This window comes from Candidatus Bathyarchaeota archaeon, assembly GCA_026014725.1.
Classification (GTDB): Archaea; Thermoproteota; Bathyarchaeia; order Bathyarchaeales; family Bathycorpusculaceae; genus Bathycorpusculum.
Genome location: JAOZHV010000059.1, coordinates 31,120 through 47,173, shown reverse-complemented (window position 1 = coordinate 47,173; position 16,054 = coordinate 31,120). Strand labels below are relative to the sequence as shown.

Annotated in this window: 18 protein-coding genes; 6 read left to right on the top strand and 12 right to left on the bottom strand. The window is 42.6% G+C overall.

Translation table 11 applies throughout. From position 1 onward, the window contains the following. Window positions 1-264: 264 nt before the first annotated feature. Window positions 265-825 carry a hypothetical protein gene (locus NWE95_12150; protein ID MCW4004652.1) on the top strand — a complete coding sequence of 187 codons (561 nt, stop codon included), beginning with the start codon at window positions 265-267 and terminating at the stop codon, window positions 823-825. Between the two features lie 178 nt (window positions 826-1,003). Continuing rightward, a complete protein-coding gene (locus NWE95_12145) occupies window positions 1,004-1,534 on the top strand; it encodes a hypothetical protein (GenBank protein ID MCW4004651.1) in 531 nt (176 codons plus the stop codon). 104 nt (window positions 1,535-1,638) lie between these two features. Here NWE95_12145 and NWE95_12140 read toward each other — a convergent pair whose 3' ends face one another. The 6 genes from NWE95_12140 to NWE95_12115 all read right to left on the bottom strand — a co-directional run bounded on the left by NWE95_12140 (window position 1,639) and on the right by NWE95_12115 (window position 6,454). Beyond that, on the bottom strand, window positions 1,639-1,800 hold the full coding sequence (locus NWE95_12140; protein MCW4004650.1) for a 30S ribosomal protein S30e: 162 nt from the start codon (window positions 1,798-1,800) through the stop codon (window positions 1,639-1,641). Window positions 1,801-2,185: 385 nt separating this feature from the next. Next, window positions 2,186-3,019, bottom strand: a complete 834-nt coding sequence (locus NWE95_12135) for a DUF362 domain-containing protein (GenBank protein MCW4004649.1) — start codon at window positions 3,017-3,019, stop codon at window positions 2,186-2,188. Window positions 3,020-3,067: 48 nt separating this feature from the next. After that, window positions 3,068-3,940: a presenilin gene (locus NWE95_12130; protein ID MCW4004648.1), complete on the bottom strand. Its 873-nt coding sequence runs from the start codon at window positions 3,938-3,940 to the stop codon at window positions 3,068-3,070. 5 nt (window positions 3,941-3,945) lie between these two features. Then, a complete protein-coding gene (locus tag NWE95_12125; GenBank protein ID MCW4004647.1) occupies window positions 3,946-4,497 on the bottom strand; it encodes an archaemetzincin family Zn-dependent metalloprotease in 552 nt (183 codons plus the stop codon). Between the two features lie 9 nt (window positions 4,498-4,506). Further along, on the bottom strand, window positions 4,507-5,763 hold the full coding sequence (locus tag NWE95_12120; GenBank protein ID MCW4004646.1) for an MBL fold metallo-hydrolase: 1,257 nt from the start codon (window positions 5,761-5,763) through the stop codon (window positions 4,507-4,509). A gap of 46 nt (window positions 5,764-5,809) precedes the next feature. Then, the gene (locus NWE95_12115) at window positions 5,810-6,454 is read right to left on the bottom strand and encodes a CehA/McbA family metallohydrolase (protein ID MCW4004645.1); all 645 of its coding nucleotides are present in this window, start codon (window positions 6,452-6,454) and stop codon (window positions 5,810-5,812) included. 14 nt (window positions 6,455-6,468) lie between these two features. Here NWE95_12115 and NWE95_12110 point away from each other — a divergent pair, with 14 nt between their 5' ends. The 3 genes from NWE95_12110 (at window position 6,469) to NWE95_12100 (ending at window position 8,774) form a co-directional block, all read left to right on the top strand. After that, on the top strand, window positions 6,469-6,624 hold the full coding sequence (locus NWE95_12110; protein MCW4004644.1) for a hypothetical protein: 156 nt from the start codon (window positions 6,469-6,471) through the stop codon (window positions 6,622-6,624). 625 nt (window positions 6,625-7,249) lie between these two features. Then, window positions 7,250-8,056, top strand: coding sequence for a hypothetical protein (locus tag NWE95_12105; protein ID MCW4004643.1), 807 nt, complete (start codon window positions 7,250-7,252; stop codon window positions 8,054-8,056). Window positions 8,057-8,396: 340 nt separating this feature from the next. Further along, on the top strand, window positions 8,397-8,774 hold the full coding sequence (locus NWE95_12100; GenBank protein MCW4004642.1) for a PadR family transcriptional regulator: 378 nt from the start codon (window positions 8,397-8,399) through the stop codon (window positions 8,772-8,774). Window positions 8,775-9,171: 397 nt separating this feature from the next. Here the strand turns inward: NWE95_12100 and tgtA are convergent, their stop codons facing one another. After that, entirely contained in the window at window positions 9,172-10,791 is a 1,620-nt protein-coding gene (tgtA, locus tag NWE95_12095; protein MCW4004641.1) for a tRNA guanosine(15) transglycosylase TgtA, read from the bottom strand. A 47-nt stretch (window positions 10,792-10,838) separates the two neighbouring features. Further along, a complete protein-coding gene (locus NWE95_12090) occupies window positions 10,839-12,203 on the bottom strand; it encodes a right-handed parallel beta-helix repeat-containing protein (GenBank protein MCW4004640.1) in 1,365 nt (454 codons plus the stop codon). Window positions 12,204-12,358: 155 nt separating this feature from the next. Between NWE95_12090 and NWE95_12085 the strand changes: the two genes are divergently transcribed. Continuing rightward, window positions 12,359-13,111, top strand: a complete 753-nt coding sequence (locus NWE95_12085) for a PAC2 family protein (GenBank protein ID MCW4004639.1) — start codon at window positions 12,359-12,361, stop codon at window positions 13,109-13,111. Here NWE95_12085 and NWE95_12080 read toward each other — a convergent pair. From NWE95_12080 to NWE95_12065, 4 genes are all read right to left on the bottom strand, one after another. Then, window positions 13,108-13,530: an Lsm family RNA-binding protein gene (locus NWE95_12080; GenBank protein MCW4004638.1), complete on the bottom strand. Its 423-nt coding sequence runs from the start codon at window positions 13,528-13,530 to the stop codon at window positions 13,108-13,110. The two genes, NWE95_12085 and NWE95_12080, sit on opposite strands and share 4 nt — an antisense overlap. A gap of 308 nt (window positions 13,531-13,838) precedes the next feature. Next, window positions 13,839-14,519: a PAS domain-containing protein gene (locus tag NWE95_12075; protein MCW4004637.1), complete on the bottom strand. Its 681-nt coding sequence runs from the start codon at window positions 14,517-14,519 to the stop codon at window positions 13,839-13,841. An 87-nt stretch (window positions 14,520-14,606) separates the two neighbouring features. After that, window positions 14,607-14,744 (bottom strand): hypothetical protein, encoded by a 138-nt coding sequence (locus tag NWE95_12070; protein ID MCW4004636.1) that lies wholly within the window; start codon window positions 14,742-14,744, stop codon window positions 14,607-14,609. Window positions 14,745-14,775: 31 nt separating this feature from the next. After that, on the bottom strand, window positions 14,776-16,053 hold the full coding sequence (locus tag NWE95_12065) for a sugar phosphate nucleotidyltransferase (protein ID MCW4004635.1): 1,278 nt from the start codon (window positions 16,051-16,053) through the stop codon (window positions 14,776-14,778). Window position 16,054: the final 1 nt, after the last annotated feature.

Here is a 16,054-nt window from a genome sequence, read left to right as displayed (position 1 = left end):
CAATTGAGCAAGTACGTTGAATCGCTTGAGAAATCACCAATCGATTCATGAAAAGGCGCGAGGGGGTAACTCAAATTGGTGCAATTGATACGCCTCAGCCGTTGTGGGTCTCTTCCAAAATCGTTGCATAATATAGAACGGTACTTTTGCAGTGCCTTTGAATAAAACAGTATGTAATTTCTGCAATGGACAAACCCTATTATGCCCAAAACTGACCTTTATCTAACAACTAAAGCTAACCGTATTCATTGAGAGTTGAAACGCTTGGGAACCGAAATCCACACATTTAGTTCACTAAAAGACATAACAGAGTTTATCATAAACCAAACAAATCAGTACAAATCACTGTTTGACGATTACAGCCAATGGCTAGGAACAGTACTGAGAGATTGCGAGAGTGCCCACAAAAACGAAGAATGGTACCAAAAATCAATGGCCCTGCAAAAAACTCTCCGCTCCCAATCAAAGAAGCCGCCAGAACCTGAAAAAAAGAAAGGCGGCAAAGGCGCCAAGGGACAAGAAGAGCCTTCACATTGGGTGCAAGCAGGAGACGTAGCGATATCATTTACCGAGCAGGGGCAAACAGAGATACTTTTTGAGGCAATCGAAAAAATAAAAGCAAAGATTCAGGAGTACGATAAGTTCAAAGTCACCATTCAGCAACTGGCTCGTCTGGGTTTAGGAACAACAGTTGATTACATTGTTTATCTCGAAGAGAATATTCCCAAGAAAATAGTGCTCAAACAAAAAGCCAATACTAAAGGAGATGAAGCATTCAAATTTATGACAGAGCTTTCCATACCAGCATATTACAGTGGCAGCTGACATCCACACGAAATCGACCATTTTCATGGTAGGTTAACGTGTTAGCTTTATACAAAAGTTAAATATTAAAATAACAGAAATGATGTGAAGAGAGGAATCCGCCGTTAACCCACAGTATTCTGTCTCGGGAGTTACCGTTTCCATAACCCTAAATAGTCTACAGGGCGAACGCACAGGTGTGTACTCCACGAAAGAAGAACTGTTTTTTGATGTTAACGCAAAAATAGAAGAGCAGAAAAAAGAGACCAACCAAGTAATGCTAAACTTTGCTCTTTCAATCTCTACAAAACCAAACGTTGTTAAATATTCAATCACTGGTTCGGTGACGCTCGGTGGTAAACCTGATGATATACGGAAAAAGCTCGAAGTTAACCCAAACACGAAGATTCCGCAAATACTCTTCACCATCTACCAGCATGTTTTCAACTCAATCTACATACTATCCTCAAACCTAAACACACCATACCCTCCACCCGACCTTTTACATCCGATGGCAGAAAAAATCCAGATTTTATCGAGCACGCCTGAAAACCAGCCACCAGCAGAGCAAAAACCTGAAGCGCCACCGCCAACCGCAAATGCGCCTACGCAAACTAATACCCCCACTGAGGCTACTCCCGCTGCTTCTGCATCTTCCAACGAACCAGCCGCTACTCCAACTCAACCATCTGAGGAAAAAACTGCCGAGAAGCCTGCTGAGAGTACTTAAATAAACATTTTTTTATTTATTTTTGGTTTTTGTTGCTAGTTCTTCAGCGAGTGGGTTGTGCTGTAAAATTTTAAGTTAGGGTTAAGAAGCTTATTTGTGTTGGTTTACATCCAGTTTTGTCCTGGTTTTCGTTGCAGAATTACGCGTTTTTCATAGTTGCGTCTGCTTCGGGCCTTAGGATTTGGGGCTGTTCGCTCTTGAGCTTGGATTTTTGGTGTTTGCGAACGGACTTTTCCAGCTTTCGATAATGAACCGTGAGTTGGCATTTCTTTATTTCACCTTGGCAGAATAAGTATGGATGTTGCACTTAAACCTTTAGGGCTTTTTAGATGCTTTGTTTTGAGTAACTGTGAGTAATGAGATGTTGCTGACCTTTTGCTGCTCTGCACCTACCCCCTATCCTCCTATATATAGTAGATCAAAAAACAGTTGCTCTGCTTTTGTACAATTTGCCACAACCAGCCTGCAACCCGAAACAAACGCTAAAACAAGAACACGCTACACCGCCAAGCCCCAGAGAAGATGAAGAATAAGGGCAAGCGTTTCTTCTTCTACTACCAAAAAAACAAAACCAAACAAAAATCTTGATCTACTGATAAAGCACAATTAAAACGTGTATTTTGCTGTTCTATAGCGTCAACATTTTTTCTTTTATTTTCTCTTGAACAATCGTGTGATGTCTTCCAGTTTTGCACCGACGACTTCTATATTGTCAATATTACCGAGCGCTTTTTGATGGGCTGTTCTTATGTGGCGGATTTCATGTGGGTCAAACCCCATAACTCTTGCTGCTGTGGCATCGGTGGCGACTGGGTCTTTGCCTGCGATAATTAGGTTCATCTTGACGGGGGTGCCGTTGACTGGTCCGTCGCCTTCCATGCCGACGAAACCGTCGATAACAGTTAGGGTGGGTTTTAAGACTGTGTTTATGTCTGCTACAACTTTGCTTATGCCTTTAGCATGATATTTGGCTTTGAACTTTTCTGGAAGCAAGCCGAACATGTTTTTCATTCCCAAGGTCACCTTTGTGGAGTTGTGGGTTTTTAGTTTGGCAGCGCTGATTATGGCGGATTCTTTGACGATTCGGGGTACCGTGATGTCTTTTAGGCATTCGCCGTTGAGTACGGCGATTTTTACTTTATCCTTAACGTATCGCAAGTTGAGGAATTCAACGCCGTTAGTTTTGCACATCATAGCCATTCCTGTAGCTTCGAAAGCCTTGTTAGCGTCAGTAATGGTGGCATCAGATTCAACAACGATAACCTCTACGGGCAAGTGCTTGAGTTTTTGAATTATGGCTTCAACAACAATGGGGTCAGTTGTTGCACCCGTGTCCCATGTCTTGGTCGTGATAAAGTTAACTTTTATGAGAACCCTACTGTAACCCTTCAGTGCCGTCTCGTAATCAATTAGATCCAGCGCTTTGAAAACGGGTTCATGCCCCCTCTTGCCCTGAACGATAGCCACAGTCGATTTTTCCAGCAAAGACATCACTCTCCTATTATTTTGAACAGTAGATTAAGGACTTTCAACTTACAGCAAGAAGCCAGTGATTAAACCCAAAGCTAACCCCAGCATAATTGGAAAAGGCAACCCTGGGAAAATCCCCTTCTTCTCAAGCATGAAAAAGGTTAGAATTGACCCTATTAGTATACCGACTATTGCCAAAATGGTTGGCAGGATTCCTGAAAAATTGAAAAATACTGCACCAAGTAGCATCGAGTAGAACACTAAGTCGCCTAATCCCATCTGAATATCTTTAAACGCGAAGCTTAAACCCTGAAGCTGGTCAAGCCCATGCTCTGCAATCTTGCCTACTGGACCCCTATAGACCGCAAACACATCGTAAACTGCTAAGAAAGCCAAAATTAAAATGGCACTCCATAATGGAACTGAAAAGCCAAAGAAAACCCCCAGAGCCCCACCTAAACCAACTACTGCTACGTTACGTGCCACGCTGCCAAAGCGGAAGATAGCAACATTAAAGAGAACCATAACTACGATTGAAAGAGGAATTATCACGTAGTCCCAACTTATACCAATTTTTGGGAAGTGAGCGAAAATTGCTGATAAGTAAACTAGTGACAGCAGCAAAGAGGCGGCTGACATTGCCATCACAATTAACCCCTTAATAATGCGTTTACTACGACGCTGAAGCAAAATGTAAAACACAGTCGCACTAATGGCAATGAGAATAACGAAGTAAATAGCGTTACCTAAAGGTGCACCAGGCGTATCCTCAGGAATCGGCGTCACAGGAATAGCTGATGACTGCTGAGGCAACAAAATATAAGCACACACTAATCCAAAGAGCATGCTTGCCAGTATGGGCATGAGATAGATTATTTCAAACTTGAATTTATCGTGCTCTTTAGCTGTCTGCTCAGGTTTAACTTGCTCAGTCACACCGATTACCCGACATTATTTATCGCTATTGATGCATGCAAATAGCATCGGTCACAAAAGAAGCTTTGCTTTTTATCCGTGTCAAAAATAGAATTAGAAAAATGCATAACACACAAGGAACGGGTGCAGTGCTGTAAACCCAACGTATGCCCAACTTCATGTACTGCCTCCTTAAGTGCGCGCAAAACATATAGCGCCGGATTAGGTTGTTCGCCATAAAATTCAGGGCGCAACCGCCAGAGAGAAATCACTGCTGCGTGTCCAGGAGTGTATGCTTCACCAAAAACATAGTTCAGTCCAGCGACAAAAATATCTGCATTAACTACACCTAAAACACAGTCAAACTGAGCTTGGCCAGCCGCAAAAGCCCTTGTCAATTCGAGAAGCATGCCTGAACGGTATTGATTACGCTTTGTATCAAACGCTTGTTGAGGTACAGGCAAAACTTTCCCAACAATTTCGCAAGAGGTGTCAGGAAAAGTTCTAACTAAACCTTGTGCTACACCACTTAAAACCTCGGGCACGACCTGCCCAAAACGCAAAATACCAATTTTCATAGCGTTTGCCTAAATTTGGTAGGTTTCACCTGTTCGGGGTGCAACAGCGTCCAAACCCAACTCGTTATGAGCCCAGTTCGCAAGCAATTCACAGTTGCCCTCGGCACCATGAACAGCAAATACTTTAGGCTTACCGCCCAAACGTCGCAACGCCTCCTTTAACATACTGGCACCACAATGGGAACTGAAATCAAAGTGCCGATACTGCGCCTTAATCTTCCGCACTTTTCCATCAATTGTGCAGACGCCCTTCTCCATTAATTCACGTCCAGGTGTACCCGGAATCTGATAACTAACCAAAAAGACCGCGTTAGTTGCTTTTTTACCCAGTTTTGAGAGATAAAAGGCTGCGGGACCACCCTTTAACATACCAGCAGTTGAAATAATCACGCCCGGATTTTTAGCTGCTTTGCGTCGGTCGCGCCAGCCTTCAACCCAATCCAGTGAGTGCATAGCATTCATGAATAACCGCGGGTCTTTCAAAAATTCCTTGTAATTCATTATTATGCGACTTGCTTCACGCGTCATGCCGTCTAGAATAACTGGATATTCAAAGTGATGTGCTGCTAAAATGCATGCCATCTCTTGCGAGCGCCCAACGCCAAACGAGGGTACCAAAACCGTTCCACCCATCTCAACTACGTCAGTGCATGCTTCCACAAACTGTCGCTCAAGCTCCAACCGCTCTGTGTGGTCAGAATCAGCATATGTGCTCTCGATGATGACTGCATCCAAATCGCCATAATCCATGGTTGCACCAGCCAAAAGTTTACTTTCCTCCATATTGAAGTCGCCTGTGTAGAGGATTTTTTTGCCGTCAGCTTCAATGAGGACTGAAGCGCTTCCTGGAGTGTGCCCAGCATTCATGAGCTTAAACTTCATATCGCCAAGGGTTTCTGCGACGCCAAAGTCAAGGTGCTTGTTGCTGCGCATCATTGTTTTTAGTTCCAGATATTCGAATGGCAAATAGTAACTTGACAGGTGAATAAAGTCTTGAATAAGAAGTTGAGACAGTTCCAGATTGAGCTTGTTAGTGTAGAGTGGTTTTTTGTCGTTGATGTAGAAGATGGGGATGGCGCCTGAATGGTCAAGGTGACTATGAGTCAGAATCAACGCGTCAACATCTTTAGGCGGCACATGCATAGGAAACCCAGGTTCATTATCAAGCATTACGCCGTAGTCAAGCACCACTTGGGTCTTCGCTGACTTTACAGCTATGCCAATTCTGCCAACTTCTCTTGCTCCGCCTAAAAACGAAACTTGCAATTAAACCAATCCTTACATTTAACAGTTTAAAATTAACTATGCCCTTTTAAAAATGTATTGACCCTTTTGACGGCTGCGCTGAAACTGAACCTTTCCGAATTGCCTTTAAAATATCATCAACATTAAGGGATGCCTCAATTTTTGAGCAGACACTAAACAACTCGGAAACTTGATGCGCATCGCTGCCAGCTGTGCCGGGCAAGCCCATGCTTTTGGCAAGTTCTTTAGCCTGATGATTCGCCGCTTGGGTGGAGCCACCGTTAAGAACCTCAATGGCGTCAACTTTGTAGTTTCTGGCTCTATCACCCATGCCATACTCTCGGTAAGGATGAGCAACAATTGAAACCCCGCCGACTGACTTGGCGAAATCAACCACAGCTTCAGGTGTCCATGGCTTAGGCGGCAACTCTTCGGTACCCAAAACCACAACATCACCGTACAATGTGCTGATTTCAACGCCTGGAATCACCAAGATGTCAGGATAAGCTGATGCTAACTGCATTGTAGGTCGGCAACCGCGTACACTGTCGTGGTCTGTTACGGCTGCAACTTTGATGAAGTTGTGGGCAACCAGCATGTCAACGAGCATTTTTGGTTGGATAAGTGAATCGGCAGAGTAGACTGTATGTATATGTAAGTCGGCGCCTAATGGTTCGATTTTTCCATCTCCATAACCATGAGTTTGGTGCAAGTTATGTCACAGTTATGGTGATTGAAGTAGAAATAGTTTCTCAAAACCCTATTGATATAAAAATAAATTGTACGGTTGGAGGTATAAAGTATCGCCATACCATTATTAGTATGATAAAAGAAAGCGTGATTGAAAGAATCAGAAAAAGAATAAAATTCTTAGCTAAGTGATATTCCTTATTGTAATACAGTTTCTTAACGTCATATACAGCATAAAACAAAACAGTGAAAAGTAGAGCAATAGACAAGAGGAGACCAATAGGACTAGGATACGATATCCAAGTCAGTGGAATAATTGAGAACACACAACAAATTACAAATATGATTACACTTGCTTCCTTGAGCATAAATCAATATTTGAGATTTTAGCTATAAATAATTTACTATTTAATATATCCAAAATAATTGTTAATGATTAATGGTTGCCTAAGCGGTTAGCATGTTTAGGCATATTATCAACTTTAGCCCTTGTATACTTTTAGCCATAATTTTGAGTACATGTACAAAACATGGGTTTGCTTGAAAACCGGTGGAAAATTGGTCGCTAAGTCGAGAGAGTATTTAAGCGCACAGATTACAACCGATTCAAGAGAGGAGTCGGATTTCGAATTCATCTCAATATTTTATATATCAGAAGCATAAAAAAGTGTAAAAAAGGTGAAAACTTTGGGAATAAAATTAAAATTCAAAAAATTTCTTGCCCTTATAACTCTTTTTTTTTGTTACGCTGGCAATCTTTCCACTTGTCCAAGCATCAACCCTAACTCCGAACATCGAAAAAATAACAGAAACAATCGTGTCCAATGCGCCGAAATTCGAGGAGTTATTTCCAATAGCATCAACACTCGAGAGTGCTAGTGACGAGAATGACGCATTCGTTCAGATAGCTGATGCTTGGGAAATGCCTGCTGCGAACAAGGAACAGATGACTAGAGAAGATATACTTAGATTGTCGAGTTTCCCTGGATACTTTACTCCTAATCAGATTTCAGTTCAAGTCGTATCCAAGAATAGCGAACAAATGCAATTGGATTCAGACCCACAGCCCGTAAAAACAATAATAATCCTTGATGAAGAAGCAGTAGCTTACTATGTAAGCTTTGATCCTTGGCATGTTACGTGGCTCCACTGTTGCATTTGGGCAGATAATATCCTAGAGGGCGGTGACGATTATTTGGAGGTGCCATATGGAATTGATTTTCAAACAGAATGGAATTACATTTGTTATTGGGATTCACCGGATTATATGGATTATTATGGGTTGTTGGATCTAATAGATGGAGTTGACCCGACCGGCGTCGGCTGTGACGTAATGGTGCTAATGTCAGGTCAATATGGAGGTTCTAGTGGTAATAGTCAAATCCTCGGGCTTGCAAATCAGATGGGACGCCATTTCGTGATGGATGTAACCATCGGCAGTTGGCCATTTTACTATCCGGTAGAAAATCTTTTCCAGCACGAAGCGTCGCACCTATTTGACTGCTCTGACCATCTTTGGGACTATACTTATTGTATTATGAATTATAGATACACATTCCAATACAGAGGATATTGTACAGGCTGCAACACTCAACTCGAACGGAATGCCGGCCGGTTCGATTGAGCTTTTCCTTTTTCCTTTATTATTAAAAAACGTCTGCATTACATAGAAGCGCTATTAATTAGCGATAATCTGTTGTGCAGGACTACCTAAGTAATGCTATTGTAGAGCGCATAACCGATCAGTGCCAACGGATGATTTCAAAGTTGTGGATAAAGTCTAAATTCCTCTCAATGGAAACTTGAGTTAACATTTTTCTTAAAAATACTCATTATTTTTAAGGCGTATATATGTGAAAGCGTAATTATAGTAAACTATAAATCTAATTTGTCGCTATTTATGATAAATGACTTAATAGACCGTGCTTCAAACAGATAGCGGGAAAGTAATCCAGTGGTCTGGCATGAACATGAAAGTCATAGATTCTAACTCGGATTCTTCACAATCCCTAACTAAAAATAAGATTATTCCATTACAGGTTGCAAAATCGAAATTGCTGAAAGCTTTTCTAGAGTTTGCCGTATTAAAAGAGATTGATAGTATACGTGTAGCGAGCGTGCCATTTATTACCGAGGTTTTGGTTAAAAAACACTTGGTTTATATCAGTGCTGGAACTATCTACCCAGTTTTTGAAAGACTAGAAAAAATAGGTTATATTGAGAAGTTACCAAATAGAGCCACGCGGATGTTCGCAATAACTGTAAAAGGGAAAAAAACACTCGAGAATATTAGAATAAATTCTGATGAATTAAAATCATATCTGTGCGAATTGATTAGTTAATTTTTAATAACTTGAAGAGTTCAGCGTTAATTGTTTTCTAAACGAGATAGACTTTTGTTTTGGATAGTATCGGGAGGATTTTAATCAGTTCACTGTTCTTAGTTCTCAGCAGTTTGCACATATGTTGGGTAGTCGAACGTTTTTCCATAGGGTCATGCCGGCTACTTGCTACCTCTTTTTAAAGGCGACTGTTTGCCTGCTATAAAGGCGGTTTGAGTCCCTTTTTTTTGTTTCTTAGTTAGGATCCTCAAGTTTTAATGCTAAATAGCGATGACTGCCAATAAATTGCAAATTCAATCCAAAGCTGTAGGAGTATCTGGGCTTTAACTTACCCCACTAATAACCTCATTTATTCTTTTCTTTTTCCTTTCGATAACTTTAGATCTAAGCGGCAAATCTATGGTAGTTGCTTACGCAAGCTACGCTCCAGATTAGTCAAGAGTTCTTTGGGCGATTCAACATTTTCCTCGACACTATCAAACATCAACAGCTTCGTCTTGCACGCTGAACTGCACGCCTCCTTAACGCTGTCGCCCCAGAGTTTTCTATCGTTTAGCAACACGACTCTTCGATAGCTACTGCGCTTGATGTACTCCACAGTTTGGTCTGCCACATAACCGATAGTTTCCAAGTCGAGAGGCAACGCGGTATCATGCTGAGAAAGCGGATAAACCTCATCCAGCTCCAATGGTACAACGCCAAATGGTGCAGCATAAACGCAAACGTGAACCTTTGTGGCAAGTTCGCCCAAGTTCCTAAAGAGTTGCCTGATTTTTTTGAATTCTGGAGCTTTATGGAAGGGCTTATTTCTGGTCTGCGGCACAAGCAGAAGCACTTTTGCGCCTTCAGGAGGCGTGTAGCGTTCGCTTAAGCGTTTGCGATAACGGGTGATTTCTGGTCTTGCAAGTCCAACCGAGTCAAAGTAGAAGAATCCGCTTCCCTTCACGGTGGGGCTGATTTTTTCAAGGAAGTCTTCGTGGTTGCGTAGACGTTTTAGGGCTGAGAGCAATGCGGGGTGAGCGTGAACTCGCATTTCTGTGTGTTCCCAGAGTCTGCCTTCTCGGATAGCTTGTTTGATACGCTTTAATTCAGCTACGCATACGTGAAGGTTGTGTTCGGCTAAGAAGACTTGCCTTTCCTTGGGTGTTTTGTGCTCTAAGCCTCTTGGCGTTTCTGTGGAGCATTGGGGGCAACTGCAGGGAAAATAGTCAAGTTCTTCCACTCGCCATGTGCCGTTTTCCGTCATGTAACGGTTTTCTCGAGCGTATAATGCATAAGCGGCTGAGTCAAAGAGGTCACAGCCCAACGCCACAGCTAAAGCGAACATTGAGGGGTGACCAGCACCAAACAAGTGCAGCGGTCGCTCTATGGGTATGCCTTTCTTGGCAGTTAAAATCATATCCGCTAACACGTCATAGCGATAGCTTTCCATGACTTCAGTTGGGCTGCCTAAAGCGTGAATTTGAAAAGGTAGCTTTCCCATTTCTACCGCTGAATTCGCCACCAAATCCAAATGCCGTCCACCTTGCACTGGTCCAACCCAAAGAATGTCATCTCGACTTTTAGTTTTAAAGAACGCTTTGGCTCGTCTCAGGGTTTCTGCCACCGTAACTTTTGCCTGTTCCTTGGTTACTTTCCAGCCTGTTGGGATGTCAAGAATAGTGGCGATGTCGCTGCCGATGCCTTCTTGGTAAGCCACTATTTCTTTCTGGGTAACTTCTACTTCGCCGTAAACGAGGATTTGGTAGGCTCCTGAATCAGTCATCACTGCCCCGTCAAAGTCAAGGAATTTATGCAAGCCTACATCTATGGGCTTGTTTTGGTAGCGTTTTTTTAGGATGTAAGCGTTCGTTATGATTGCTTGGAAACCGAATGTTTCCTTGAGTCTTTTAGGCGGAATCGGCTGTATGCTGGGGTTGATTACTGGAAAAAGCAGGGGCGTTTCCACTGTTCCGCTTTTGGTTTTTAGTTTGCCGATTCTGCCTAGGAGGTCTTTTTCTTTTATTTCAAAGCTCAAGGTGAAACCTACACAAGAAGCATTGCTCGCTTATAAAAAATTTAGGCTTAGTTTACCGTAGCTTTTTTGCTTCTTGTGAATTTTCTATTAATCAGCAGGATAATGGTAACCGAAGCTATTACGGCTGAGAGAATAACGATTACGCCCAGCAAATCAGTGTCCGGTTGACCGATAATTGGGTCTGGGGTCCCTACTATCATGGGTGTTTGTTCAGGGTTTGGAGTGTATTGGTAAGGTGTCTGTGTTGGTTCTTCTGTTGGTGTGTATGTAGGTGTTTCGCTGGGTGATGATGTTGGCGAGTATGGCGGTGGCGTCGGTGGAGATGTTGGCACAGCGATTCCTGTTGGAACTGAAGGTGCTTGGGGGTTGGGTTGGGTTAGGTATGGTTGGTAAATTGCGTTGCCCAAATTGATTGAGTCGTTTTTGTAATCCCAAAGTGTTTGACTAATCGCTGATGCGACTGTCGTCCCCCACCAGTTGTTTGTAACTGTGATGTCGTATGTTTCTGTGAGGTGAACGTTCTGGGTTATACCTGATGTTGCGTTGAAATTGCTGTAGATGTTGTTGTTAGTGATTACGGCTGTAGAGAGTGGCCCCCAAATTCCCACTTCGTTGCCTGTTATGGTGTTGTATTGGATGGTTCCTGTCCCGCCTATGCCGCACTTGTTGTTGGCAAGGGCGTTTCTTTCAATGAATGAGGCTGAGTTCTCGCTTTTTATTCCATCATTCACATTATTCATGATGATGTTTTGCTGTATGTTTGTTTGTCCTACTGCATGAATACCTGTCCAGCAATTGGTGATTTTGTTGTTTGAGATGTATGCCGTGCCTTGGGTGTAGATTCCGCAGTAGTGCCCCTGACCAGCAATTATATTGTCGATGATTGTTGGTGAGCCTGAATTCACGTGGATTCCGTCAGCTGTGGCGCTGAATTTTATCACATTGTTGCTTATTGTTGGAGCGCCACCGTTCACTGTGATGGGTTCTGCGGAGTTGCTTGTGATGTAACTGTTGCTTATTATAGGTGAAGAATCGCTAATTATCAGTGGTACTGATGATATGATTACGTTATCGATTATGCTGCCAGAGCCTCTCAACTCAATTTTTTGATTTGAATAGCCGTTGCTTGAGAAAAGTACCTTGTTAGCACTGGTTCCTTGCGCGTTTAAGGCTCCGTTTACCTGTAGCTTGTATGAGCTAAAATCGACAATGACCCCTGGTTCTATGGTTAAAGTTACCCCGCTGTTAACAGTTAGGTCGCCTGTAAGCACATAAGGACTGCTTTCCCATGTCCAAACCGTGTTTGAGGTAACTACTCCGCTGATAGGAGTACTTGCGCGTCCAAAGCCTAAAAACAGGAACGACCCGACAAGAATAATCATGAGAATTGTATATGCTAGCTTTCGCACCATTTACACCGCTAACTTGTGGCTTTCTTGGTGGATTTATAATTTTGCCAAAATTAAGCCCGAAGTTTGGGTGAGCCTCTTATTTTGTCCCAGTTTCCTTCGGATTAGGCATCCTTATATCATTATGCAATATCTAAATACGCAAGAGAGGCATAACCGTGGTCTGCTCAATTGACATAAGTGAAAAACCAGAACTAAACGACCCAATTCTCATTGAAGGGTTGCCTGGCATCGGGTTTGTGGCTAACATTGCAGCTTTACACTTAATTAAACAACTAAAAGCGAAAAAGTTTGCACAATTATTTTCATCTGCATTTCAAGATTTCGCTGTTACTACTGGAGATGGCAGTGCACGTTCACCTATAAACGAACTCTATTATGCTAAACGAGGCGAAGGCAAGCGTGATTTGATCATTTGGTATGGTAACACGCAGGCGTTGACGACGGTTGGTCAGTACGAGTTAGTGGGTAAAGTGCTCGACATTGCGCAGGAGTTAGGTTGCCGCTTTGTAATTTCTATTGGTGGCTTCAAGAAGGATGAGGCGCAGGCTGTGCCAGGTGTTTACAGTACGGCGACGGATTTGGAGACTATGCAGGAAGCATTGGATTTGGGCACGAAGGTTATGGTTGGTCATGTGTTTGGTATTGCTGGTTTATCGGTTGGGCTGGCTAAAATTAGGGATATGAAGGGTTTCTCGCTTTTGGTGGATACTCCTGGGATGGACCCTGATGTGAACGCTGCGAAGTACGCACTAGATTTAGTTGGCAAATACCTGAAGTTGGATGTTGATTTGTCTGAGTTAGAAGCTACGGGTAACGAGATTAAATTGATGCTTGAGTCGTTTGGTATTATTCGAAGTATCACAGAAGAAAAGAAGAAAGAGGAGCAGCAACTGCGCTGGTTTATTTAGGCTTTGACTTCGCTCATGAATTGCTCGTAAACTCTTTGTACGCGGTCAGCGGCAGGTCCTGAGCCTTCCGTGACGCCTTTTTCTGTAAGTTTGACTTTATCCATGACCCAGATGAAGCCCTTGTCTTCGTAGAGTTTAACCATTGTTGGGAAGACTTTTTCTAGTCGTTGTGCGAGGGCTTTGAGGTCGAAGGGTTTTTCTGCGCTGGAAATAGACATGACGATGGAGCCGTTTAGGACTAGTCGGTTGAGGAGTTTTCCTGTTTCGTCTTTAACGTCAGCTAGTGTGAGGCTTAAATTGTCAGGGTTTATGCCTACGAGGGTGCCGTTGAAGGTTTTTCCTGTTGTTGTGGTTACAGCTACAGTTTTTTCTGCCAATGCTGCTACTTCAGTGAAGTATTTTCTTTGCGCTACAGACAATTTTCTTTTTCTCCTTAATTGTTTTATGAGATTGCACTACAACTATTTATCTTTAATATAAATAGAATGCAAAAAAGATAGCGCAGAGAAGGTTTCGCTTCTATTGGAAATGCAATTTAGGTCTTTTTTGGTTTATTCTAGCCCTTTTTGGATTTTTTACGCACTGAATACCGATAGTAATCTACCTTGCGCAGTCTACAGCCCCTTATTTATATTTACAACGACTTAGAAGCCATTAAAATCACTACTTTTAAATGAAAAATTAGAGCTCTATAAAAAGAGAAAAACCATTAATTCAGAGCAAGGATTTAACGCGAGCTTTTCCTCATGAGGAGATAATTATCTAGAAGTTTCTTTAAATTTCGATCCATTATCTTCTCAAGACTTGTGACGCTCAATGTCATAAGTACATGTCCCTTGTAGTCGTTTCTGCTGATGTAGTGAAACTTGTATGGAACAAAATCCCAAAGGAGAGCTGTTGTACCCATTGATTCTTCGGATAGGCGGATAAGATTAGCATCGTGGACAAACCCATTACGCATCGAATAAAGAAAGGTTGCGAATTCTTTCATGCCTTTCTTTCGGATGTTGTCATCTTTATAAGCTTCGCAGTCCTCAGACGAAGTAAAAGTGCATCCGAAGCGCTCTGCCTTACACCGCTCTTTGTCATAGCAAAAGAGCGCCACATTGCAGAGAGTTCCGTTATCATCCATTATAAAATAAGTCACTGATTTTAGGAGTGATATCTGCTCAGCTTTAGTAATATAAGTTTCGTTCAAGAAAAAGTTTCTGAACTTTTGACTACATCCATATTCTTTGTTGTAGTCAGCCCAAGCTTTCAGTATCTTCTTGTCAGTGAGATGATTGTTCTTAACCCATGTTGAGAAATCAATGTAATCTTTACCTGAACTGAGTTTCTCAATGAGCGATATTATCATTACTAACTTGATGCAATCGAAGTTGGGTTTGGGCTTAAACAAGTCTTCCAAGACATTAGGCGTAGTATTAGATTCTGGCGTTAGTCGTTTAAGGAGTCTGTAATATTCTGAGATGCTGACAAAATCGTCAAATGCCCTTTAAAAGGAATTGTATGCATCAATGAATTTGAAACCATAATCAAGCATTTTATTTTCGTCAGTATACATGCCCTGAAAGAAGGCATAGTATTTCTTAACAAATTCACGCAATAATTCTTCAGGCGTTTTTTCAGACATTAGAACTCACCCACTGTGAGGGCTATCTTGATTATTTCTTTTGCTTTATTTCGCCGCTCTGTTTTAGAAACGCCCTCGAGTTTGCTGGCAAATCTCTCTCAACCATAAAGTTGGCTCCAACCAAACTGTTCTCGCCCACCTTTACGCCTGGCATAAAAAGCGATTTGATGCCTGTTTTAACATTATCGCCAAAAATTGCACCTAATTTGCGCCTTCCAGTGTCAACAAGTTTGTCCTTGATTATCATTTTAACGTGGCCATCATCCAAACGCAAATTCGCTGTTATGGTTCCTGCACCAAGGTTGCATTTTTCGCCAAGGATACTGTCGCCGACATAAGAGAGATGCCCGACATGGGTGCCGTCCATTATGATGCTATTCTTCACTTCGCAAGCGTTGCCAACACGAACTTTTCTGCCTAAACTTGTACACGGTCGGATGTAGCAGTTTGGTCCAACATCAGCTTCTTCATCTATGAATGCTGGACCTTCGATGTAAGCGCCTGAACGAATCCGCGCAGACTCCGCCACTGAAACAGGACCAATCAAATGCGCACCCTGCTCCACAGTGCCCAACACGCGGTGCTCCATGCGTTTTAGTGCCCAAACGTTAGCGTCCAGCAAGTCCCACGGTCTACCTACATCAAACCAGTCATCCTTGGAGAGTTGCGTTGCAAGAACCGTTTTGCCTTCGCTTGCAAGCATAGTTATGGCATCAGTGAGTTCCCATTCTCCACGAACTGAAGCTTTAGTCTTCCTTAACACATCAAAAATTTCTTTCGAGAAAACATAGACTCCTGCGTTAGCCAAATTCGACGGCTCTTTTCCAGCAGGTGGCTTCTCTACAATGCACTTAACCTTCTTATCTGTATCCAGCTCGATTATGCCGTAGTTTTCTGGCTTATCAACTAGTACTACGCCCATCACGGCAACGGTTTTTCCGCCCTTGAACTTTGAGAGCACATCCTTAACGGCGTCTTGACCGAAAAGCAAATCACCATAAACCAGAACAAAATCTCCCTCAATATGCGGTTCAGCCACGCTTGCGGCGTTACCCGTACCCAAAATAGCTTTCTGCTCCACATAACTCAAGCGCAAACCAAGCGCTTTGCCGTCACCAAAATATTTGCGGATAGCCTCACCCATGTAGTGAGTAACGATTATAGCCTCGTCTATTCCTGCCTTCTTTACTGCTTCAAGGCAAAACTGCAAGATCGGTTTTCCCCCGACCTTAATGAGGTGCTTGGGGCGAGTTGCCGTTATCGGCATCAGCCTTTCACCCGCGCCAGCCGCTAATAATACAGCCTTCATT